Origin of the sequence: Nannocystis sp. (assembly GCF_016714285.1) — a bacterium.
In the GTDB taxonomy this organism is placed as follows: Bacteria; Myxococcota_A; Polyangia; order Nannocystales; family Nannocystaceae; genus Nannocystis.
Genome location: NZ_JADJNN010000014.1, coordinates 72,941 through 94,748, shown reverse-complemented (window position 1 = coordinate 94,748; position 21,808 = coordinate 72,941). Strand labels below are relative to the sequence as shown.

The window sequence follows — 21,808 nt, the reverse complement described above, 5'->3', positions numbered from 1 at the left end:
GGCCATGACGGGCCATGACGGGCCGTGACGGCCGTGCTGGCCGTCGTGCGTGCTGGCCGTCGTGTTGGCGCCTCAGGGGCTCGGGGTCGCGGCCGGGGGAACACCGGTCTCGCCCGCGGCGATGCTGCCGGGGCTGCGCTCCACCTTGAACTCCTTGCCGTCCCACGTGATCGTCAGGCGCGTGTAGCCGACCTCGCGATCGAGCGGCACGCCGAGGTGGCGGACGAACATCGGCGTGAGCGCGCCGGCGGGGGCCTGCAGCGCGAACAGGCCGGTGGTGCCGGCGTCGATGGCGTCGCCGGCCAGCGGCGTCGGCGGGTCGGAGCTGAGGGTGAGGCGGGCCTCGAGGTCGTCCCACACGACGACGGTCCAGATCGCGGGGGCGTCGAAGAGTTGAAGGCGACCGAGCTCGCGGGCGACACTGGCGATCGGGGTCTTGCCGTCGTTGTCGGCGAGCAGGCCGGCGAGGTAGACGGCGGCGTGCAAGCGGGCGAAGCGGCGCGGGTCGTCGGCGCCGGGGCGGCCCTCGCCGGCGGCGACCTTGCGGAGGATCCGGAGCGCCTCGTCGGTGCGCCCCTGGCCGGCGGCGGCGCGGGCCAGGCGGATGATCGCCAGCGCGTCGTCCGGTGTCATCTCGACCAGATCTTCGTACTGCCGATAGGCGCGGTCGAACCAGTGGTGGCGAAAGAAGATGTCGCCGAGCAGGCGCCGACTGCCGGGTGAGCGTGGGTCGAACTCGACGATCTCCGAGAACACGCGCTGGGCCTGGTCGGGCTGGTTGTGGGCGACGAAGACCTCGCCGATCTGCTGGGCGAGGATCGGGGTCATGAGGCCCTGCTCGCGCAGGCGACGGCCGCGGGCGATCGCCTCCTCGAGCTTGCCCTGCTCGGTGAGCAGGCGGATCATCCGGCGCTCGCCCTGCGGATCGCCGGGGCTGCGCAGCAGCGCCTGTTGCACGATCGCCAGGCGCTTGTCGGCGGCGCCGGGCTCGATGACCAGGAGGAGCTGGCGATCGACGTCGCGCCAGTCGACGCCGCCGCCGAACATCGCCGTCTCGACCGCGGCGAGCAGCGCGGGGTCGACGAGGCGGCGCATCAGGCCGCGCGCGAGGTAGCTGCGGGCGTCGTTCTCACCGGCGAAGTGGCCGAGCAGCACCGCGATCTCACCCTCGGTGTTGACGCGCTCGTGCAGCAGCTGCAGGAACACGCGCTGGTCCTTCCAGCCGCCGACCTCGCAGCTGCCCGCGGCGGCCTCGTAGGCGTTGAGGGCGGCGTAGATCGAGTCGGCCTCGGCGAGCCGCTTCTGCCACAGCAGGCGGCGGTGGGCCAGGCCGCGGGCGGCGGCGTCGGAGCACGGCAGCTTGAGGCCGCGGGCCACACCCGAGTTGATGATCACCGGCGGCCGGGTCTTCAGCACGGAGCCCTCCTTGTCGGCCACAGAGAACGGGTCGGCGGGCCGCGAGGGGGCCTTGCTGGCCTTCTTGGCGTAGCCACCTCCGCCGCCGTCACCGTCGGCGCCGCGGGAGATGCCGGAGGACGGGCCCGGGCTCGGCTTGGCGAGCGGCGGCGCCTCGGCGACCTTGGCGTCGTCCGTCGGGGCGCGCGCCTCCTCGGCCGGGCTCGCGGCCGCCTCGGGTTCGGGTGCCGGTGGCGGCGCGGGGGCGTCGAGGTTCTTCTCGGTCTGCGGGGTCGCACCGACCGGGGCGGCCGCGGTGGTGGTCGGGGTGGTGTTGGTGGCGGGGCTCGGGGCGGACTCGGCCCGCCGCTCGCTGCGGTCGGCGCTGGTCGGCGCGCTGCCGGCGTTGCAGCCGAAGGGCGCCGAGGCGGCGGCGGACAGCATCGCGATCACGCTGCCTGGGCGACTCTCGGCGCCGCGGGTCCAGGCCGAGTCGGCGGTGAGCTTGACGCCGCCGAAGTTGCGATGGCGCCGCTGGATGTTCTGCTGGGCGTACGCGCCTTCGCTGTCGAGGGCGAGGAACGAGGTGAAGGGGGTCATCATCCCGTACTCGAGGCCGAGCGAGAGGATCTTGCCGCGGACCGCCTCGACGCCGCGGCTGTCGCCGAGCAGGCGCTCGACGAAGGCGTGGGCCCACAGGCGCGGGACGATCTGGTCGAGCACGCCCCGGTCGCGGACCAGCGGGTACTTCTGCTCGAAGCTGCCGCCGGCGAGGCGGCCCTTCACGGTGATCGAGTCCGGGAGATCGTGGTGGGTGCGGGCCAGCACGACCATCTCCTGCCCGCGCGACAGCTTGCCGCCGGTCGAGATGAACAGGTCGTCGAGGCCCTCGCCGAGCTCGACCTCGAGGTCGGTGATCGTCGGGGTCTTGAGCGCGCCGGACAGCTCGAGCGCGCGGACCACCGCCTGCTCGGGCGCGTCGACCCGCAGCGACTCGCCGCCGCCGACGCGGGCGAGCCGGCCGAGCATCGCCGCGTCGACCTCGGCGCCGACGCCGACGGTGAACAGGCGAGCGCGCGAGCCGGTCATCGAGCGACGCAGGCGCTCGGCGAGGGCGTCGCCGCCGCGTTCACCCGAGGTCGCGAGGCCGTCGCCGATGTACACGACCGCCGGCTGCTCGAGCCCGTGGACCCGCGTCAGCGCCTGCTCGAAGATCGCCCCGAGGTCGGTCGCGCCGCCGGCGGCGTGCTGGGCGACCTTCTCGAGCGCCTGCGAAATTGCGTCCGGGGAGGCCTCCGCGAGGCCCTCGGGCGGGTAGAGCACGGTCGCCGTGACATCGGCGCTCATCACCGCGAAGCGATCGCCCGCGGACAGGCTGCGCAGCAGCGCCTCGGCGACCGCGAGCTTGGTCTGTTGCTCCGACGGGTCGCCCGCGGCCGAGGTGTCGACCACCACCACCACCTCGCCGGTCGGCATCGCCACCTTCGAGAAGTCGAGGTCGGGCGCGTAGCGGACCATCACGAAGCGGGCCTGGTCGCCGCCGGGGTCGAGCAGGTTGTAGCGCAGCGGGGTGCGCGGCACCTCGGGCTTGCGCGTCAGCTCGATCTCGAAGTCGGCGCGCGGCGTGTAGCCAGAGCGGCGCATCGTCACCCGCTTGTTGTCCGGCTCGACCCGGGCCTCGCCGAGGGTCGCCAGGGTGTAGCGCTGCTCGAGGCCGTCGCGCAGCTGGACCTCGAGCGAGAACTCCTCGATCGTGGCCGCGTCACGCCCGGGCGGGCCCGAGAGCGGGTAGCGGTAGCGCAGCTTGCCTTCGCTCTCGGTGAGCAGCTGCTGGTAGCGCAGGACGATGCGGCGCTCGCCGAGCGCCGGCACCGGGTAGATGCGGGCCCGCACGGTGCGGCCGTCGATCCACTCGAGCAGCGCGGGGTCGTTGTCGCGGCGGATCGCGGCCTCGTAGGTCGCGGCGGCCTTCTTGCGCTCGACGATCTCCCCCTCGACGAGCTGGCCGTTGGTCTCGAGCGCGAAGCTCACCAGCAGCGAGTTCTCCGGGATCGTGAACCAGTACCAGCCCTCGACCGGGGCGCTCGCGGGGTTGAAGAAGCGCTGGTCGACGAGGGTCTCGGCGAGGTCGCCCTCGACCGCGATCTTCACCGTCTGGCGCTGGATCGTCAGCGGCAATGCGGGCGCGCCGGGCGGGCCGCTGCGGTCGACGGCGTAGAGCGCTCCAGAGCCGACGCCCGCGCCGACACCACCGCCGCCGCGGTCGCCCATGCCGCCGGTCCAGTCCTCCCAGAACGCGACCGGTTCGACCTTCGGCGCGCCGTCGGCCCCGACGATCGCCTGCTCGCCCGCCTTGACCTCGGCCCGACCGCCGCTGCCGCTGACGATCGCCAGGCCCTCGGCGACGTAGATCTGGGCGGTGCCGGCTTGCAGCGACAGGCTCGCGCCGCCGTCGCTGAGCGAGACGGTGTGCTCACCTACGTGGTGGGCCGCGGCCTCCTGGCCCTCCTCGAGCGGGGGGGCCTCGAGCCACAGCTGGCCCTCGGTGAGGGTGACGCCGCCGCCGAGGGTCACGCGGGTGCCGTCGCGGAGGAACACGCGCGAGCCGTCGCCGAGGCGGATCATCGCCCGCGCCCCGGCGCCGGTGCGGACCACCGCGTCGGCCGGCAGCGGCGTGCCGGAGAGCAGGCGCGAGGTGCCGCCGTCGCGCTCGAGCAAGACCTCACCGGCGGCCAGCTCGAGGCTGCTGCCGAGGCGCTCGGTGCGGACCGGCGGCGGCTTCTGCCACGGCTTCACGATCGCCACGGTCACGCCGCCAGCGAGCAGGGTGAGCAGACCGGCGACGATCCAGATGCGGGAGGAACGACGACGGGCGGGGACGGGCGGCGGGATCGAATTCACAATCACCTCACATGCAACGACGCGAACATGCAACGACGCGAACGCGGGAGCATCGCACGCCTGCGCCGCGATGATCTACAGCGACGCCGCTGGGGCTCGCCGCAGCGGGCCTCGAGTCGTCGCGGCGAACGTAGTTCATCGCGCGGCGCGCAGGCGCCCGTGCTCTCGCGGGGGCAGCGAACGCCCGACTTCCGCGCCCGGTCTGGCGAAGCTGCGACATGTCCCAAGGGACCGGTCGGGCCGCGACCCAACGCGGGCCTCAGCGCGAGCCTCGGCGCGGGCCTCGGCGCCTCAGCGCGGCGCCAACGCGCCAGTCAGCGCAGCTCGCGAGCGCGGTCGATGATGTTTCGCAGCTTCGAGACGACGAGGTCGAGGGCGACGCGGTTGTCGCCACCCTCGGGGATGATGAGGTCCGCCCGGCGCTTGGAGGGCTCCACGAATTGGAGGTGCATCGGCCGCACGTGGCGGTAGTACTGCTCGCGGACCGACTCGAAGGTGCGGCCGCGCTGCTCGATGTCCCGGCGGATGCGGCGAAAGATGCGGATGTCGGGGTCGGTGTCGACGAAGATCTTGATGTCGAGCTCGGCCCGCAGCTTGGCGTCGACCAGGGCCAGGATGCCCTCGACGATCACCACCGGCTTGGGATCGAGCCAGCGAGGCTCATCGGTGCGGCGGTGGGTCTTGAAGTCGTAGACCGGCACCGCGACCCGCTTGCCGGCCTTGAGCGCGATGATCTGCTCGACCAGCAGCTCGGTCTCCAGCGACTCCGGGTGGTCGAAGTTGAGCTGGCAGCGGTCCTCGAAGCTGAGGTCCTGGCGGTCGCGGTAGTAGGCGTCGTGCTCGATGATCCCGACGCCCTCGCTGGGCAGCGCCTCGGCGATCTTGCGGGCGATGGTCGTCTTGCCGGAGCCGCTCCCGCCCGCGATGCCCACGATGGTCGCGCTCATTGCGGGCGGACATACCATGGTTCGTCCGCGCGCCTTGCGCTGGCAGGCCGCAAACCAGCGGCCGACCGCTGACGCTCGCGTGAGGATGCCGGCGAGCGTGTGTCCGCGACGTCCGGCGTACCATGCCGACGAGCATGCCGACGAACGGGCCAGGCGAGACCATCCTGCTCATCGAGGACGACGACTCGGGCCGCGAGCTCGGGCGCTTCAACTTACGCAAGGCCGGCTACGTCGTCGACGACGTCGCGGACGGCGAGGCGGGCCTCGCTCGCTTCGCGCCGGAGCGCCACGCGCTCGTGATCACGGACCTGCAGATGCCCGGCATCGGCGGCATGGAGGTGCTGCGCCGCGTCAAGGAGCGATCCCCGGAGACCCCGGTGCTGGTGATCACCGCCTACGGCGACATCGAGGTCGCGGTCGCGGCGATGAAGGCCGGCGCCTTCGACTTCCTCGGCAAGCCGTTTCACCGCGACCACCTCGTGCTGACCGTGCAGAAGGCGATCGAGCGGCGGAACATGGCGCGGGAGCTCGAGCGCCTGCGTCGCCAGGCCGCGGGCGTGGAGCGGCCGATCGTCCACGCATCCGCGGCGATGGCCCGCGTGCTCGAGATCGCGGAGCGCGTGGCCCTGAGCGCCGCACCGGTGCTCATCACCGGCGAGAGCGGCACCGGCAAGGAGCTGGTGGCCCGCAGGATCCACGCGCGCAGCCGGCGATCGTCCGGCCCCTTCGTCGCCGTCAACTGCGCGGCGATCCCCGGCGAGCTGCTCGAGTCGGAGCTGTTCGGCCACGTCCGCGGCGCCTTCACCGGGGCCGTCCGCGACCGACCCGGCCGCTTCCGTCAGGCCAGCGGCGGCACCCTCTTCCTCGACGAGGTCGCCGAGCTGCCGCTCCCGCTGCAGGCCAAGCTGCTGCGCGTGCTGCAGGAGCACTTAGTCGACGTGGTCGGCGGCGACAGCCCGGTCGCGGTCGACGTGCGCGTGCTCGCGGCGACCAACCAGGACATCCACGCCCGCGCCGCCGCGGGCGCGCTGCGCAAGGACCTGCTCTACCGCCTCAACGTCGTCGAGCTGCCGCTGCCGCCGCTGCGCGAGCGGCGGGAGGACATCCCGGCGCTGGTGGCCCACTTCGTCGCCGGCCTCAGCGACGGCCGCGACATCGAGGTGCCGGCGGCGGTGCTCGACGAGCTCGCGCGGCGCAGCTGGCCGGGCAACGTGCGCGAGCTGGCCAACGCCTGCGAGCGGGCCGTGATCCTGTGCCGCGGCGACGCGCTGCGGGTCGAGGACCTGCCGCCTGCGCCCGCCAGCGGCCCCGGGGCGGCCGGCGGATCGTCGCTCGCCGACCTGCTCGGCGCGCTGCCCGAGGAGGGCCTCTCGCTGGTCGACCTCGAGACGCGGGTGATCGAGCGCGTGCTGCAGATGAAGCGTGGCAACGTCAGCCAGGCCGCCGCCTACCTGCGGATCCCGCGGCACGTGCTGGCCTACCGCATGGAGAAGCATGGCATCCGTCGACCCTGACCTTCAGGGCATGTCCGATGCGACAGGTCTCTCAGGCCAGGCCGAGGCCCGCATGTTCGGCGGGCGCACGACCCTGCTGGTCTGGCTGCCGATCGCCGCGATCACGGCGCTGCACTACGGCACCAGCCACGAGCTTGACTGGGCCCACGACGTCCTGCGGCGCATGTACTACCTGCCGATCGTCGCCGCCGCGTTCCGCCACGGGCTGCGCGGCGGCCTGGGGGCGGCGCTGCTGACCTCGCTGGTGTACTTGCCGCACGCCTTCGCTATCGGCCAGCACCACCACGACCCCGCGGGCGGCCTCGAGAAGGCGCTCGAGATCCTGCTCTACAACGCGGTCGGCGGGACCGCGGGCTACCTCGCCGAGCTCGAGCGACGACGCCGACGCGAGCTGCAGGCCGCGCTGCGCGAGCAGCAGCGGCTGGTCGCGCAGCTGGTCCAGGCCGGGCGCCTGAGCGCGCTCGGCGAGGTCGTCGCCGGCATCGCCCACGAGATCAAGAACCCGCTGCACGCGCTCGCCGGCACCGCCGAGGTGATCGACCCGCTGATCCCCGTCGAGGCCGAGGAGCGCGGGCTGTGGGAGATCCATCGCAAGGAGATCGATCGCCTGTCGCGGATCTGCGAGCGCTTCCTGTCGTTCGCGCGACCGGGCCCGAGCGAGCTGGTGCGCCTCGACCTGCGCCGCGTCGCCGAACGCACCGCCGAGCTGACCCGCGCCGAGGCGGCGCAGAAGCAGGTCCGCCTCGAGCTCGCGCTGCCGCCGGAGCCTGTGCTCGTGCGCGGCGACGCCGACCAGCTCGCCGGGCTCGCGCTCAACATCGCCGTCAACGCGTTCAAGGCGCTCGGTCCCCGCGGCGGCGTCCTGCGCGTCGCGGTCGCGGTCCGCGGCGGCGAGGCCAGCCTGATCCTCGAGAACGACGGCCCGCCGCTGCCCGAGGTCGAGCGCGCCCGCCTGTTCGCGCCGTTCTACAGCGACAGCCAGGGCACCGGCCTCGGCCTCTCGATCGCGGCCCGCATCGCCGAGCAGCACGGCGGCAGCATCGTCGCCGAGAACGCGGGCCTCGGCGTCCGCTTCACGCTGCTGCTGCCCGGCGCGGATGCCTGAGCAGGCCTGAGCAGGCCTGCTAAAACGGCCGGGTCGCCCGAGGGCGGCGCCGGCCGTTGCAGCACACGCGAGTCAGCGCGCCTACTTCAGCTTCTTGACGTAGGCCGCGATCGCGTCGATCTCCTCGGCCTTGAACTTGTCCTTGAAGGCCTTCATCTTGGTGCCATCGATGCCGTCGGTGATGGCCTTCACCACCACGGCCTTGCTGTGCTTGCCCTGCCAGCCCTTGTCGCTGAGGTCAGGGATGTTGTTCTTCTTCATCGCCTCGGTGCCCTTGCCGTCCGCGGCGTGGCACACCTTGCACTTCGCCTCGTAGAGCGGCTTGCCGTCGATCGCCGGCGCCTTGGGCGTGGCGGCCTTCGGATCGGGCTTGGTGTCCGCGGGCTTGGTGTCGGCGGGCTTGGTGTCGGCAGGCTTCGTGTCGGCCGCGGCATCCGCGGGCTTCACGTCCGCCGCGGCACCCGCGGTGTCGGCCGCCTTCACGTCGCCCGCGGTGTCGGCCGCCTTCACGTCGGCGGGCGGGTCGGTCTTCACGGGCTCCGTCTTCACGGGCTCCGTCTTCACGGGCTCGGCCGCCTTCACCGGCTCGGCCGCCTTCACCGGCTCGGCCTTCTTCGCGTCCTTGGCGTCGCTGGCACCGCTGTCACACGCGGTTAAGCCCGCCGAGGAGACGAGTACGGAGGCGAGTCCGGCGACGCGGACCCAGGCAAATCTGCTGCGGAGGTTCATGGGGTTTCTCTTTCGTGCGGCCGCCGAGGGCCAGCGGGCCGAGTGTAGGGGAAAGCGCGCGGGAGCGACAGGAATTGGTGCCCTCGCAGACGACTGCCGCGAGCTTACGAACGAGCTTTGCCCGCGGTCTCAGTCCACAAGCGCGGCCGCCGATGCACACGGCAAAACGAGCAGCGCCACCGCCGGCACAGCCGGGCAGTGGCGCTCTGGAACCCTGCGTGCTCGAAGGCACCGGGACGGCTGCTATTGCACGAGGATCGTGAACTCGATGCGGCGGTTCTTGGCCCGACCCGCAGCGGTCTTGTTGGTGTCGACCGGCTCGTCCGGACCCGCGCCGCGGGTCTCGATGCGGGCCGTCTCGACGCCGTGCTCGACCAGGTAGCGCTTGACCGAGGCCGCGCGGCGACCCGAGAGGTCCTTGTTGTACGCGACCGAGCCGGTGCTGTCGGTGTGGCCGCTGATCTCGATGCGGATGGTGTTGAACTCGTTGAGCACAGCCACCGCGCGGTCGAGGACCGGCTTCGACTTCGGCTTGATCGTGTCCTTGTCGAGGTCGAAGTAGATGCCCTTGATCGTGCCGGTGAACTTGGCCAGCTGCATCGGGATCTCGTCCGGGCAGCCGTCCTCGTCCTGATAGCCGTTCTTGGTCTCGGGCACCGTCGGGCACTTGTCCTCGGGGTCGAGGATGCCGTCGCCGTCGGTGTCGGGGATCGGGCAACCATCGGGCTCGACACCCGGGTCGTCCGGGCACTTGTCGACGCTGTCGAGGAAGCCGTCGCCGTCGCGGTCCTTCTCGGGGCAGCCGTCTGGCGCGATGCCGGGGACATCCGGGCACGCGTCCTGGCTGTCCATGAAGCCGTCGCCGTCGCGGTCGCGCTCCGGGCACCCATCCGGCGCGATGCCGGGCTCGACCGGACACGAGTCGGCGTTGTCGAGGAAGCCGTCGCCGTCGCTGTCCTTCTCGGCGTTCGGCAGCGGGCGGCTTGCGGTTCAGCGTCAGCGAGAAGCCGAGCAGGACCTCGGGATAGTTGGTCGCGCCGGCGTCGACGCGCAGGCGGGCCGCGACCACGTCGCGCACGTCGAGGCGCATCATGAAGCGGTGGGTGATGTAGAACTTCACACCGCCGCCGAAGTGCGTCGCCGGGTCGACGTCGCTGCCCAGCGCGCCGCTGGTGCCCAGCAAGCCGCCGCCGACGAGGATGAACGGAGCGATCCGCCAGAACGGCAGCTGGCCGATCACGTGACCGCGGAAGTTGAACAGCGTCGCGCGACCGCCGGCCGAGCCGTCGGGCGGCACGGTCATCGTCGGCATGACGCCGCCTTCGATTTCACCGCCGAGGAAGGCGAGCGGGTACCAGGCGAAGCGCAGGCCGATCTCCGGCGCGACCTTCTTGTACGGCTTGTAGAACTCCTGCGCGCCCGGCTCCCCGGCGTTGATGGCCCGGATCGAGTCCCGCTGCTGCTCCGCGTCGAACAGCTCGTGAGAGCCCGGGGGGCCGTCGTTGATGCCGCCCTTGTTGAGCACCAGGCCCGAGGCCGGGAACATGATGCCGCCAAAGATGCCGAGCTCGAACATGTTGCGCTCGGGTCGGCAGCGGCGGATCCACTTCTCGTCGGTTCGGTTCTGGCACTTATCGGTGCCCGAGCGGACCGTGCCGCCCATGCCGACGCCGCCGCTCTTGTCGGCCTGCGCGTTGGCCCCGTCGGTGCCGACCTCCACAGTGGCGCCTGCCGCCGGACCCTCTGGGGTGGGCGCTGGCGCCGGAGCGCTGGCATCGGCGCCCGCTGCGGGTGCCGGTGTGCCTGCTGGTGCGCCTGCTGGTTCGGCCGCCGGAGGCGGAGCCGCACCCGCATCGCCGGGCGTCTGCGCCGCCGATGCCGGCAGGGACACCAGCCCTGCGATCAGTGAAGCTCCAAGTCCAACACGAAAGCTGCTCATTGTCGTCTCTCCTCGGGGGAAAAGTCGGAACACGGGACGCGACCCGGACGTGTGCTCCGTGCGTGGATCCGCGGGAAGGTGGATCCGCGGAAGATGGATCTGCGGGAAGATGGTTGGGACGTCGCTTCGCTGCGGTTCAGCGAAGCTTGGGGGTCTTGCCTGCCTGTGAGCCACGGGGCCCACGCGCGCCCCTTTATGGCACAGCGCCGCCCGAAGTGAAACCTTCGCTCGCCTCGGTCGAGCGCCGCCGCAGGCCGCACCGCCACACTTCCCACAAACCGTGGCGGACCGCGAGGATTTGACGAAAACCCTGGCCCGCACTCCCCGGACAGCCCCAGGCCTCCGCCGCAAACACCGTTATACGGGCAACGATGGGCCCTTTCTCGCCATCGCTACCGATGCGAGGAAAGCCCCGATCCGGCCGATTCGCGAAGCCCACGACGCAATGCTGTCGCCGCGACTCGAGTGATCGCACGAGCCGCGTCGGGCCTCGATGACGATCCGCAACAACCATGGGGGACCCGGGCCCCCGAGATCACACGCAGGTCGCGCCCTCCAAAATATTACGGCCGGCGCCAAAGAAATCTCGCGTCGCGGCCCCCCAGACCCCGCGCCGACCCGCGATGCCTCACCCGTCCCTTGGGACAGGTGCGCTCCGCCTGTCGCCCCACCGCATCGTGTCCGACGTCGCGTCGCGATCACGATGCCGATGCGGATTCGCTGGTCACCCGCTCGCGACTCACGACATGCAGCGAGCTCGGTGTGCATGTCATTTCGCCCCCGACCTCGGGCATTGCTCGAGCAGCACGCGGCCGCCTGGCCTCACTCGCGCGCCGATGTGGGGCCTCGCGCGCGGGGTCTCGCGGCATCGCTGCACATCACGCGCGCCTCCTCGCTGCGGTCTCCTCAAGCTCGTCGCGCGCGCGCCGCTGCGACCCCGCAAGCCACAGCCCACTTCACGAGGGACACGCGGCGCGCGTGCACGCCAGGCGCGCCACGGCCCGCGCCGGCGCGCCACGGCGCAGTGGTTGGCCGGCCGGCACGGGTGTTTCGTTCGCCCGGCCCGCGTGAGCCGTGATATTGAGGCGGCATGCGCCGTCTTCGTTACGTCCCCCTCCCCCCGCTGCTGGTATCGCTGTTGGTCCCCGTCACTGCTTTCGCCGCGCCGTGGAAACAGGACAACGCGTTCTTCACCGAGAACGCCAGCTTGCTGTCGAGCAAGGTCGACGCCGCGGACCTCAACGGCGACAAGCTGATCGACGTCGTGTTCGCCAACGGCGCCGGCTACGACAAGGGTGACAACGCGTCGGACCAGGCGCAGCAGGCGTTCATCCAGGACGCCGGCGTGATGACCGACGTCAGCAGCAACATCTTCGGCGTCGGCGCCACCTTCAACGGTCGCGCGGTCAAGATCCGCGACATCGACTACGACGGCGACAACGACATCGTCCTCGGCACCACCTGGGTGCAGCAGAGCCAGCTTTTCCTCAACGACGGCGGCGGCGCCTTCACCAACGTGACGGACCCGAACCTCCCCACGAACCTGCTCAGCATCGGCGACGTCGAGGTCGGCGACGTCGACTACGACGGCGACCTCGACATCCTGCTGGCCAACTGGGGCACCGACGAGGGCTCGGTGGCCCAGACCGAGGGCGGCATCACCCGCCTGTGGTCGCAGACCGACAAGCCCGGCATGTTCGGCGAGCCCGGCACCGGCATGTTCGAGGACGTGACCCTCGCCCAGATGCCCAACGTTCACGTGCGCTGGTCGTGGGAGCTCGAGTTCGTCGACGTCGACAACGACTGGGACCTCGACATCCTCGTCTCCGCCTACGCCGGCGACAAGGCGAGCCTGTTCCTGTTCACCAACGACGGCAACGGTACCTTCGTGGACGCGACCGCCGGCAACATCACCCAGGGCAAGTACGCGCTCGACGTCGAGGCGATCGACCTCACCAACGACGGCTTCATGGACCTGCTGACGCTGCACGACGGCGTCTCCGGCCGCAACCGCCTGCTCATCAACGACAAGAAGGGCAAGTTCACCGACAGCACCGACGTGCTGTGGCCGAAGCTGGACAACCCCTCCAGCTTCGACTTCTCGGCCGGCTTCTACGACCACGACTCCAACCACAAGGTCGACTGGGTCATGGGCGCCATCGAGACGGCGCAGATCAAGTACCCCGACCGCCTGATCTACGAGTCGGGCGGCAAATACGCGGCGAACAAGACCGCCTTCGAGCAGATGCCCGCGTCCGCCGGCACCTACTCGATCGTGCTCGCCGACTTCAACCAGGACTTCAAGCTCGACGTGGCGATGGCCCAGAACGAGAACGCGACGCAGAAGAAGATCCTGCTCGCGACCGACGAGATCCCGGTCGACTCGGCCGCCCCGATCTTCCCCAACTACGAGAAGCTCCCCGACATCGACTACCCCGGCACCGAAGTCATCCGCGTCCGTTGCCACGACAACAAGTCGCCGCTGATGCAGCACGACTTCCAGGACGCCGAGAAGGGTCAGGACGGCCGCCCCTACCTCGAGTCGTGGGAGGACGACCTCCCGCCCGATCCCAACATGACCCCCGGCAAGATCTCGCTCCCCGGCCAGTGGTACGGCGAGTACCTGTGGCGCGTCCGCTTCGAGGTGCCCGACGCCGACGTGCTGTACTACCGCCTGTGTGCCATCGACGCCGCCGGCAACAAGGCGTGCACGAAGGTCGAGGAGACCAACATCATCGGCGGCTCCGCGACCGAGAGCGACTCGCAGAGCGCCACCGAGACCGACACCGCCACCGCCACCGCCACCGACACCAACGCCACCGACTCCGGCGTCACCGTCACCGCCTCCGCCACCGACTCCGACTCGATGTCGGCCTCCAACACCGACACCCAGGGGACCATCTCCGCCACCGAGCCGACCGAAAGCGCCAGCGCCTCCGACTCGGTGACGGCCTCGGACACCGTCCCCACCGAGACCAACTCGGCCAGCGACACGGCCACCCCGGGACCGCCTCCGCCACCGCCACCGCCACCGAGTCCGACACCATCGAAAGCGCCGACCAGCTCGACGACGACGGCTGCGGCTGCGACGCCGACAGCTCGCCCGCCGGCGCGCTCGGCTCGCTGGCCCTGCTCGGCCTGCTCGGCATCCGCCGCCGCCGCAAGGCCTGAGCGGCCCTCGTGTGAAGGAAAGACGCAGCGGCCGTGCAAGCGGCCCCTGCGTCTTTTCGTATGTCGATGGCTCGAGTGAACGAAGGCCGCAGGGGCCCCCGCGTCTCTTGTATATAGATAGAGGACTCAGCCGCCCGAGTCCGCGTCCTCGAGCGCCGGCGGCGTCGCGTCCTCGAGGTCGTCGAGATAGCCGTGCGGCAGGCTCACGCCCGCCTGCGGCGAGCCCTTGCCGCGGACCGCCCGCAGCGCCGCGACCGGGAACGGCTCACCGCGATCGGCCTCGGCCCCGAGCGCCCGCAGCTGCGCCAGCGTCTCGACCTGCATCAGGCGCCCGCGCAGCTCGCCGGGCAACCCGAAGCCCAGCGTGTACCAGCCGGTGTGCTTGCGAAACGCCCGCATCGCCGACCCCTCCCCGAGGAACTCGCACAGCGCCTGCGCGTGCAGCAGCATCGTGTCCCACACCTCGCCGAGCGCCGGCGGCGTGGGCGGGACCTCGCCGCGAAACACCGCCGCCAGCTCGCGAAACAACCACGGCCGCCCGAGGCAGCCGCGACCGACGATCACCCCGTCGCAGCCGGTGCTCCGCATCATCCGCAGGGCATCGCCGGCCTCCCAGATGTCGCCGTTGCCGAGCACGGGGATCGTCCGCACGAGCTGCTTGAGCCGGGCGATCGCCGACCACCGCGCCTCGCCGCCGTAGCCCTGCCTGGCCGTGCGCGCGTGCAGCCCGACCGCGGCGCAGCCCTCGTCCTCGCCGATCTTCCCCGCCGTCTCGAAGGTCACCAGATCGTCGTCGACTCCGATGCGAAACTTCATCGTCACTGGCACCGAGCCCGCGGCCTGCACCGCCGCGCGAACGATCGCCCGGAGCAGATTGCGCTTGACCGGGATCGCCGCCCCGCCGCCCTTGCGCGTCACCTTGCGCACCGGACAGCCGAAGTTGAGGTCGATGTGATCGACCCGCCCCTCCCCCACCAGCCAGCGTACCGCGGCGCCGATGTCGACCGGGTCCACGCCGTAGAGCTGGAGGCTCCGCGGCGCCTCGCCCGGGCCGAAGTCGGCCAGCCGCCGGCTCACCGCGTCACCCCGCACCAGCGGCCGCGCCGTGATCATCTCGCTGACGTAGAGCCCGGCCCCGAAGCGCCGGCACAGCGCCCGAAACGGGTAGTTGGTGATGCCGGCCATCGGCGCCAGCACGACCGGCGGCCACACCCGCAGCGGGCCCACCTGCAGTGGCGCGAACTCCCCCTCGCGCGCAGGCTCCTCGGGGTCCACGCGGCGAGAGACTGCCCGCCTCGCCGCCCCGACGTCAAGCGACGTCAAGCGACGTCAAGCGCCGCGCGGGCCAACTGAGCTGGCGTCCGACCGCCGTGCCGTGCCGTGCACAAGGGAGTAACGACCGCTGCCCTTTCGATCACGCCGATGTCCGTGAGCTCGGGCCGCGCACGCCCGCTTGCGTGCTGGCGCGCATCGGCCGTATGAGCAAAACGTCGCTCCGTCTCGCCACCGATGAGGATCTTGATCATGCAGCGTTCGTCCCACCTGTCCCGCTCCCCCTTCCTGGGCCTCCTCACCGCGCTCGCGCTCCTGACCCCTGGCTGTGATGACGGCGACGGCGACGGCGACCCTGGGGCCGCGGGCGACACCCCCGCGGTCATCGATCCCGACGAGGCCGCCGAGCCCGGCGTCGAGGAGGCCGAGCCGCTCGATCCCCCGACCCACGACCCCGGCTTCGAGCTGGGCGGCATCGACGGCGAGTTCGCCGACGCCGCCGACGAGTTCGGCGTGCCCGCGCAGCTGCTGCAGGCGATCGGCTACGTCGAGAGCCAGTGGCAGATGGTCGAGGGCCAGGTCGAGTTCGAGGGCCAGGCCCAGGCCTTCGGCGTGATGGCCCTGCGCGGCGATCGCCTGGCCCGCGGCGCCGAGCTGGCCGGCGTCAGCGTCGAGGCCGTGCAGACCCAGCGCCGCGCCAACATCCGCGCCGGCGCTGCGCTGCTCTCGGCCGAGGCCGACACCCTCGGCCTCGATCGCAGCAAGCTCGGCGCCTGGGCCCCCGCGGTCGCCAACTTCAGCGGCATCGCGGCCGACCTCCTCGACGTGCAGGCCAGCTACGTGCACAACGACGTCTACGCGCGCATGCGCGACGGCATGACGGTGACGGACAGCGCCGGCCACACGGTCGCCACCATGCTCCCGGCCGACGCCGTCCCCGAGTTCGTCAACCCGCCGAGCGCCTCCCCGGGCCCCGACTACGCCGGCGCCGTGTGGCACCCCTCACCGAACTACAGCAGCCGCTCGGGCGGCCTCGCCGGCACGGTGAAGATGGTGATCATCCACAGCTGCGAGGGCGCCTACGCGGGCTGCTGGGGCTGGCTGGTCAACAAGGCCGCGGGGGTCAGCGCGCACTACGTTGTCAAGGAGGACGGCTCCGAGATCTCGCAGCTGGTCAAGGAGGCCAACAAGGCCTGGCACATCGGCGCCAGCTACAACTGCAAGCTCAACAGCAGCAAGGAGTGCAACGTCAACGGCTACAACGCCAACGGCTTCACCGTCGGCATCGAGCACGCCGGCTTCGCCAAGCAGAAGTCGTGGAACGCCAAGCTGATCGACAACTCCGCCAAGCTGGTCTGCGACATCAGCAAGGCCCACAAGGTCCCGCGCGACAAGTACCACATCGTCGCCCACGGCCAGCTGCAGCCCTACGACCGCATCGACCCCGGCCCGAACTGGCCGTGGGCGACCTACCTCGCCAAGGTCAACAGCCACTGCGGCGTCCAGCCCCAGCCCGATCCGCAGCCCGAGCCCCAGCCCGATCCGCAGCCGGACGCCAGCATCGTCGTCGACAGCAACAACGCCAAGAACGACCCCAACAAGGCCAAGATCGCCGTCTCCGGCAACTGGAGCTCGACCTCCGCCACCGCCGGCTACTACGGCACCGGCTACTTCTACGCGACCACCTCGCCAGTCTCCGACGCCGCCGAGTTCTCCTTCTACATGTCCGCGGCCGGCACCCGGACGATCGACGCCTGGTGGACCGCCGGCACCAACCGCTCCGCCACGGCCCCCTTCGTCGCCTTCGACGCCGCCGGCAACAAGCTCGCCACCTTCCACGCCGACCAGACCAAGAGCGGCGGCAAGTGGGTCCAGCTCGGCAGCGCCAAGTTCACCAAGGGCTGGAACAAGGTCGTGCTGTCGCGCTGGACCACCGAGGGCAAGGTCGTGATCGCCGACGCCGTGCGCCTGCGCTGATACAGCTGATACAGCTGACGCACCAGCACCTGTCCCTTCGGACAGCCATCGATCGCCCGCAGACCCTCGCGTCGGCGGGCGATGTCCGGTTTAATGCGCTCGCCGTCATGCTCCGCCTCGCCGCCCTCGCCCCGCTCATCGCCGCCTGCAGCTCGCCCGCCACCCCGGCCGGCGCCGTCACGCCAGGGGCGCTCTCGGGGCGCCTGGTCTTCCTCGCCGAGGACCCCGGCGGCGCGGAGGCGGCGATCGTCGCCATGCGCCCGGACGGCAGCGGACGCGTCGAGCTGCTGCGCGGCAGCGGCATCTACCCCGCAGCGATCGACCGCGCCGGCACCACGCTCGCCGTGATCGCCGTCGACGAGGCCGAGGGCCACCAGGAGCGCGTCCAGCTGTTCGCCCTCGGCGACGGCCCGCTCGCCGCGCCGCTGTGGCAGAGCCTCCCCGGCGCCCAGGTCCGCAACCCCAGCTTCAGCCCCGACGGCCGCTTCCTCGTGTTCGAGTCGTCGGCCGCGAGCTTCCGCGACATCTACCGCCTCGAGCTGCCCGCCGGGCCGCTGCTGCGCCTCACCGACAACGAGGAGGGCAACTACGAGCCGGTCTACGCGCCCGACGGCCGCGCGATCGCCTTCGTCTCGAGCCGCGACGGCAACGCCGAGGTCTACCGCATGAACCCCGACGGCGGCGAGCCGCTGCGCCTGACCTCGTTCGACCTCGACGACTGGGGCCCGCAGTGGGCCCCGGACTCGCAGACGATCGCGTTCCTCAGCAACCGCGAGCAGATCGACCGCATCTTCCTGATGCGCCCCGACGGCGGCGACCTGCGCCGGCTCACCAAGGATCGCAGCGCAGCGCCCGGCGACGGCGCCCCGCTCGGCACGGAGCCCCACGAGACCGAGCCCAGCTTCGCCCCCGACGGCCAGGCGATCGTCCACGGCGTACGCAGCGGGCCAAAGGGCACCGGCCTGCGCGTCACGCCACTCCCGGGCGCTGGCGGCACTGGCGTCGCGCTCAGCGACGGCGAGGCCAGCGACCGCAACCCGGTGTGGTCCCCCGACGGCGCGCACCTGGTGTTCGTCCGCGATCAAGGCGGCGGCGAGCTCGAGCTGTACCGCATCGGCCGCGACGGCCGCGATCGCGTGCGCCTCACCGAGCGCCCCGGCGCCGACTGGCTGCCGCGCTGGTCCTCGCGCTGAGCCGCGGCGACCTGTCCTAAACGCCAGGTCGACGTCCAGCTCAGCGGTCGTCGGCGACCCGGACCACGCCGCTCTGCAGCGTGAGCCCGGCGAGCGCGCCCAGCTCGCGGAGGTCGGCGAGCAGCGCCATCTCGTCGCCGTAGCGGCGCTCCGGGTCCTTGTGATGCATGCGCCGCAGCACCTCCTGCAGCAGCGGCGGGGCCTCCACGCCGAGGCTCGCCAGCGAGGGCGGCAGCTCGGACAGGATGCGGTGCACGCCGACGTAGAAGTCGTCGAACTTGAAGGCGGGCGCGCCGGTCAACATCTCGAAGAACACGCTGCCGAGCGAGAACTGGTCGGCGCGGTAGTCGACGCCGCCGCCGCGGAAGCTCTCGGGCGCCAGGTAGCGCGGCGAGCCGAGCAAGGTGCCAGGCCGGGTGAGGCCCGCGTCGAACTCGCCGTCGGCGAGCTTGGCGACCCCGAAGTCGAGGATCTTGGCGACATCCTGGTCGGTGACGAGGATGTTCTCCGGCTTCACGTCGCGGTGGACGATCTGGTGCCGGTGCGCGAACTCCAGCGCGTCCATGACCTGAAACACCAGGGCGGTCGCCCGCGACCACGGCAACCGACCCGCGGCGGCGATCACGGCCGCGAGCGAGCGCCCGGCGACGTACTCCATCGCCAGGTGCACCGGGCCGCCGCGCGGGTCGTCGTGGTAGTCGTAGACCGTGACGATGTTGGGGTGGTTGAGCATCCCCGCGGCCTGGGCCTCGCGAGCGAAGCGCTGCAGCAGGAGCTCCCGGTGGACCTTGCGGATCGCCGTGATGGCGACGACCTTGACCGCCACCGTCCGCCGCAGCGCCGGATCGAAGCACTTGTACACGGTGCCCATGCCGCCGCTGCCGAGCTCGCCGAGCACCTGGTAGCGGCCGATCGCGGTCGGCGTCTCGAGCTCGGCCGCCGCCGCCTCGTCGACCTGCGGCTCGCTCGCAAGCAGCACCGACTGCGGGCGCGCCAGCTCGGCGCCGCGGTCGATCGTCATGGTCGTGCGACCCGCGCTCAGCTCGAGCTCGCGGTGGCGACGCACCCGCATCACCGCCCGCACCTCGCTGGTGAGCAGCTCGAGGTCGACCGGCTTGACGAGGTAGTTGACCGCGCCGAGGCGCATCGCCTCGACGGCCTTCGCAACCAGGCCGGTCGCCGAGAGGACCAGCACGTCGGGCGTGAGCTTGTGGCTGCGGATCGCGGCGAGCAGCTCGAGGCCGCTGACCTGCGGCATGTTGAGGTCGGTGATCACGAGGTCGACCGGCCGCAGCTGGACCTTGCGCAGCCCGTCGGCGCCGTCGACCGCGGTGTCGACGACGTGGCCGAAGTCCGCGAGGTAGTCGCGCAGGGTCTCGCGCGTGTCCTGATGATCCTCGACGATCAGGATCGTCCCGGTGTCTGCGTCGTCCACCATCGTTGCCCCGCGGCAGCCATAGCGGACCGGCGCGCGGGCGACAAGGCGCCGGACTCACACACCAGGCGCCGCGAGCTGGCCGCTCGCAGGCCGCGCCTGGGAGCACTACGCGCATGCGCCGCGGATCGCCACAGGGGCCCTCTCTCGGCCCCGCAGAGCCTCAGTCGTCGCCGCCAGTGAGCGCGTGCAGGGCCTGCTGCACCGCCCGCGCGTGCCCGGCGTCCTCGTCGCGCACGCCGAGCCCGACCTCGACGGCCCGCCGCAGCAAGCTCTCCGCCTCGAGCAGGCGATGGAAGATCGCGGCGCGCTCGTCCTCGAGACCCCGCAGGCGATCGAGACCGAGGAGCAGGTCGTGGCGACGCTGGGCCGGCTCGTCGCGGGCCTCGCTGGCCGCGAGCGCCCGCATCAGCTCACCCTCGTCGAGCCCGGCGAGCACCTCGTCGATCTCCCGCACCCGCGTCACCTGGGCGACCACCAGATCGACCAGCGGCGCGACCGGAGCCGTCAGCGCGTCGAGCTCGACGCGGGCCCCCGGCGACGCGGCGCGGTGATCGACCAGCCGCTGCACCGCGAGCGCGAGGCCGCCGACCAGCTCACGCAGCTCGGGCCGGGTGCCAGGTCCCAGCAGCGCGGCGAGCCGCGCCACCAGCGGATCGGAGGCCGGCAGCGCGGGCGCACGGCGCAGGCGCAGCAGCGGCGCCTGCCGCTTGCGTCGACGCCCGCGCAGCGCCGCCTCGACCACCGCGCCGGTGAACGCCGCCACCGCGAACAAGATCGCGATCACGAACAGCGGCGCACCGAGCACGAGACAGAGGACCGCCGGGATCGCAAACCCGACCCCGGTCCACAGCATGACGGCGCGCCGGGTGCTTCGCTGGCCCGACCCGGAGTCATCGACGATGCGCACAGCGAGCCCACTCCGCTGCAGGCGCGCGACCAGGCGCTCCGCGGTGCCCCGCGTGAGCCCGGCGAACAGCGGCGCCGGCAGCCGGATCCGCCGCTCGAGCTCGGCCTTCGAGTACATGCGGGCGTCGCCGATGACGAAGTTCAGCGCGGGCACATCGCCGGCGTGCAGCGGGCTCAGGGTGTCGTAGAGGCGGGCGAGGAACGCGGTGTCCTCCTTGGCCGCGCGCAGCTCGACGGTGTGCCCGCCGCGGGCCCCCAACTCGTCGGCCCCCGATCCATCGGCCCCGGACTCATCCGCAAAGTCGACGGCGACCCGCCCACACGCGAGGCACAGGCGCTGGCCGAGGCGCAGCGGGGCGCTGCAGTGCTGGCAGACCACGCGCGTCCGCGGATCGCCGTCGGGCCCGATCTCGCCGCGCAGCGCCGCGACCAGCTCGCGGGCGCTGGCCGGGCGGGCGCTCGGATCGATCTCGAGGCAGCGCAGCACCAGGCGGTCGAGCGCGGCGGACAGCCCGGGCCGCAGGCGGACCGGCGGCGCGACCGGGTCGTCGACGAGGAAGGCCGGGCCGTCACCCCGCGGCAGCAGGCCGGTGAGCGCACGATAAAGGATGACGCCGATCGGGTAGAGGTCGGCGCGCGGGTCGAGGGCGGTGCGCTGCAGCTGCTCCGGCGCGGCGTAGGGCGAGCCCTCGAGCAGCAGGCTGGCGGCCGTGCGGGTCGAGAGGATGTCGACGCGGCCGAGCCCGACGTCGCCGAGCCACAGGCGATCCTCGCCGCGGATGACCAGGCGCGGGTGCAGGTCGCGGAGCACCACGCCGCGCTCGTGCAGCGGGGCCAGCAGCTCGGCGAGATCGATCGCCAGCTGGGTCGCCTCGTCCGGCGGCAGCGGGGCGCGACGCACCAGCCACGCCTCGAGCGTCTCGCCCGGCGGGTCGAGGCGCAGGCGCCACGGCGGCGCGGCATCCGGAGCCGCAGCGTCGGGCTCCGGCCCCAGCGCCAGCAGCGGCGCCACCCCGGGCGCCCCACCCTGCGCGCCCAGCTCGCGCAGGCGCTCGAGGTCGCGGACGTAGCGGCGCCGCAGCGCCAGGTCGCGGGCCAGCTCCGGCGCCAACCGGGCCAGCAGCGCCGCCCGACCGTCGGCCAGACGCACCCGCCAGCGCTGCTCCGACCCGACCCGCTCGGGCCCCGAGAGCACCACCGCGCCCGCCGGCAGGCCCAGCTGCTCGCTCACGCCGACCTCCCGTGCCTGGCCGCGGGGACAGGTCGCAACGGACATGCGGGCCTGGCCGCAAAGACATGTCGCAGAGGACATGCAGACCTG

At 72.1% G+C, this 21,808-nt stretch carries 13 protein-coding genes and 1 pseudogene; 6 read left to right on the top strand and 8 right to left on the bottom strand.

Annotation, left to right across the window (positions count from 1 at the left end):
* Positions 1-72 precede the first annotated feature (72 nt).
* Positions 73-4,296 carry a VIT domain-containing protein gene (locus tag IPJ59_RS23705; RefSeq protein ID WP_293273410.1) on the bottom strand — a complete coding sequence of 1,408 codons (4,224 nt, stop codon included), beginning with the start codon at positions 4,294-4,296 and terminating at the stop codon, positions 73-75.
* A gap of 314 nt (positions 4,297-4,610) precedes the next feature.
* Positions 4,611-5,243 carry a uridine kinase gene (gene udk / locus IPJ59_RS23700; protein ID WP_293250766.1) on the bottom strand — a complete coding sequence of 211 codons (633 nt, stop codon included), beginning with the start codon at positions 5,241-5,243 and terminating at the stop codon, positions 4,611-4,613.
* 134 nt (positions 5,244-5,377) lie between these two features.
* On the opposite strand from udk, the gene IPJ59_RS23695 reads away from it, so the two are divergent.
* Positions 5,378-6,757: a sigma-54-dependent transcriptional regulator gene (locus IPJ59_RS23695; protein ID WP_293273409.1), complete on the top strand. Its 1,380-nt coding sequence runs from the start codon at positions 5,378-5,380 to the stop codon at positions 6,755-6,757.
* A 10-nt stretch (positions 6,758-6,767) separates the two neighbouring features.
* Positions 6,768-7,862: a sensor histidine kinase gene (locus tag IPJ59_RS23690; RefSeq protein ID WP_293250760.1), complete on the top strand. Its 1,095-nt coding sequence runs from the start codon at positions 6,768-6,770 to the stop codon at positions 7,860-7,862.
* Between the two features lie 81 nt (positions 7,863-7,943).
* Here IPJ59_RS23690 and IPJ59_RS23685 read toward each other — a convergent pair whose 3' ends face one another.
* Together IPJ59_RS23685 and IPJ59_RS23680 are read right to left on the bottom strand one after the other, a co-directional pair.
* Positions 7,944-8,591, bottom strand: coding sequence for a c-type cytochrome (locus tag IPJ59_RS23685; protein WP_293273408.1), 648 nt, complete (start codon positions 8,589-8,591; stop codon positions 7,944-7,946).
* Positions 8,592-8,834: 243 nt separating this feature from the next.
* Positions 8,835-9,566: an OmpA family protein gene (locus IPJ59_RS23680; RefSeq protein ID WP_366524670.1), complete on the bottom strand. Its 732-nt coding sequence runs from the start codon at positions 9,564-9,566 to the stop codon at positions 8,835-8,837.
* 2,054 nt (positions 9,567-11,620) lie between these two features.
* On the opposite strand from IPJ59_RS23680, the pseudogene IPJ59_RS38060 reads away from it, so the two are divergent.
* Together IPJ59_RS38060 and IPJ59_RS38055 are read left to right on the top strand one after the other, a co-directional pair.
* A pseudogene (locus IPJ59_RS38060) lies at positions 11,621-12,499 on the top strand (FG-GAP repeat domain-containing protein); the annotation flags it as partial.
* 95 nt (positions 12,500-12,594) lie between these two features.
* The gene (locus IPJ59_RS38055; RefSeq protein ID WP_366524669.1) at positions 12,595-13,701 is read left to right on the top strand and encodes an MYXO-CTERM sorting domain-containing protein; all 1,107 of its coding nucleotides are present in this window, start codon (positions 12,595-12,597) and stop codon (positions 13,699-13,701) included.
* Between the two features lie 126 nt (positions 13,702-13,827).
* Here IPJ59_RS38055 and dusB read toward each other — a convergent pair whose 3' ends face one another.
* Together dusB and IPJ59_RS23660 are read right to left on the bottom strand one after the other, a co-directional pair.
* Positions 13,828-14,976, bottom strand: a complete 1,149-nt coding sequence (gene dusB, locus IPJ59_RS23665) for a tRNA dihydrouridine synthase DusB (protein ID WP_293273405.1) — start codon at positions 14,974-14,976, stop codon at positions 13,828-13,830.
* Positions 14,977-15,020: 44 nt separating this feature from the next.
* Complete coding sequence (locus tag IPJ59_RS23660) at positions 15,021-15,227, bottom strand: hypothetical protein (protein ID WP_293273404.1); 207 nt, start codon at positions 15,225-15,227, stop codon at positions 15,021-15,023.
* Between IPJ59_RS23660 and IPJ59_RS23655 the strand changes: the two genes are divergently transcribed.
* Positions 15,226-16,950, top strand: coding sequence for a golvesin C-terminal-like domain-containing protein (locus IPJ59_RS23655; RefSeq protein ID WP_293273403.1), 1,725 nt, complete (start codon positions 15,226-15,228; stop codon positions 16,948-16,950). The genes IPJ59_RS23660 and IPJ59_RS23655 overlap by 2 nt on opposite strands.
* A 107-nt stretch (positions 16,951-17,057) precedes the next feature.
* Complete coding sequence (locus IPJ59_RS23650) at positions 17,058-18,143, top strand: TolB family protein (RefSeq protein WP_293250740.1); 1,086 nt, start codon at positions 17,058-17,060, stop codon at positions 18,141-18,143.
* A 40-nt stretch (positions 18,144-18,183) separates the two neighbouring features.
* Here IPJ59_RS23650 and IPJ59_RS23645 read toward each other — a convergent pair whose 3' ends face one another.
* Entirely contained in the window at positions 18,184-19,581 is a 1,398-nt protein-coding gene (locus tag IPJ59_RS23645) for a protein kinase domain-containing protein (protein ID WP_293273402.1), read from the bottom strand.
* Between the two features lie 160 nt (positions 19,582-19,741).
* A complete protein-coding gene (locus IPJ59_RS23640) occupies positions 19,742-21,718 on the bottom strand; it encodes a protein kinase domain-containing protein (RefSeq protein ID WP_293273401.1) in 1,977 nt (658 codons plus the stop codon).
* Positions 21,719-21,808 lie beyond the last annotated feature (90 nt).

Coding starts and splice junctions, on each gene's coding strand:
- IPJ59_RS23645 (WP_293273402.1), bottom strand. CDS start 19,581: ATGGTGGACGACGCAGACACCGGGACGATCCTGATCGTCGAGGATCAT.
- IPJ59_RS23685 (WP_293273408.1), bottom strand. CDS start 8,591: ATGAACCTCCGCAGCAGATTTGCCTGGGTCCGCGTCGCCGGACTCGCC.
- udk (WP_293250766.1), bottom strand. CDS start 5,243: ATGAGCGCGACCATCGTGGGCATCGCGGGCGGGAGCGGCTCCGGCAAG.
- IPJ59_RS23660 (WP_293273404.1), bottom strand. CDS start 15,227: ATGATCAAGATCCTCATCGGTGGCGAGACGGAGCGACGTTTTGCTCAT.
- IPJ59_RS23650 (WP_293250740.1), top strand. CDS start 17,058: ATGCTCCGCCTCGCCGCCCTCGCCCCGCTCATCGCCGCCTGCAGCTCG.
- IPJ59_RS23655 (WP_293273403.1), top strand. CDS start 15,226: ATGCAGCGTTCGTCCCACCTGTCCCGCTCCCCCTTCCTGGGCCTCCTC.
- IPJ59_RS23695 (WP_293273409.1), top strand. CDS start 5,378: ATGCCGACGAACGGGCCAGGCGAGACCATCCTGCTCATCGAGGACGAC.
- IPJ59_RS23690 (WP_293250760.1), top strand. CDS start 6,768: ATGTCCGATGCGACAGGTCTCTCAGGCCAGGCCGAGGCCCGCATGTTC.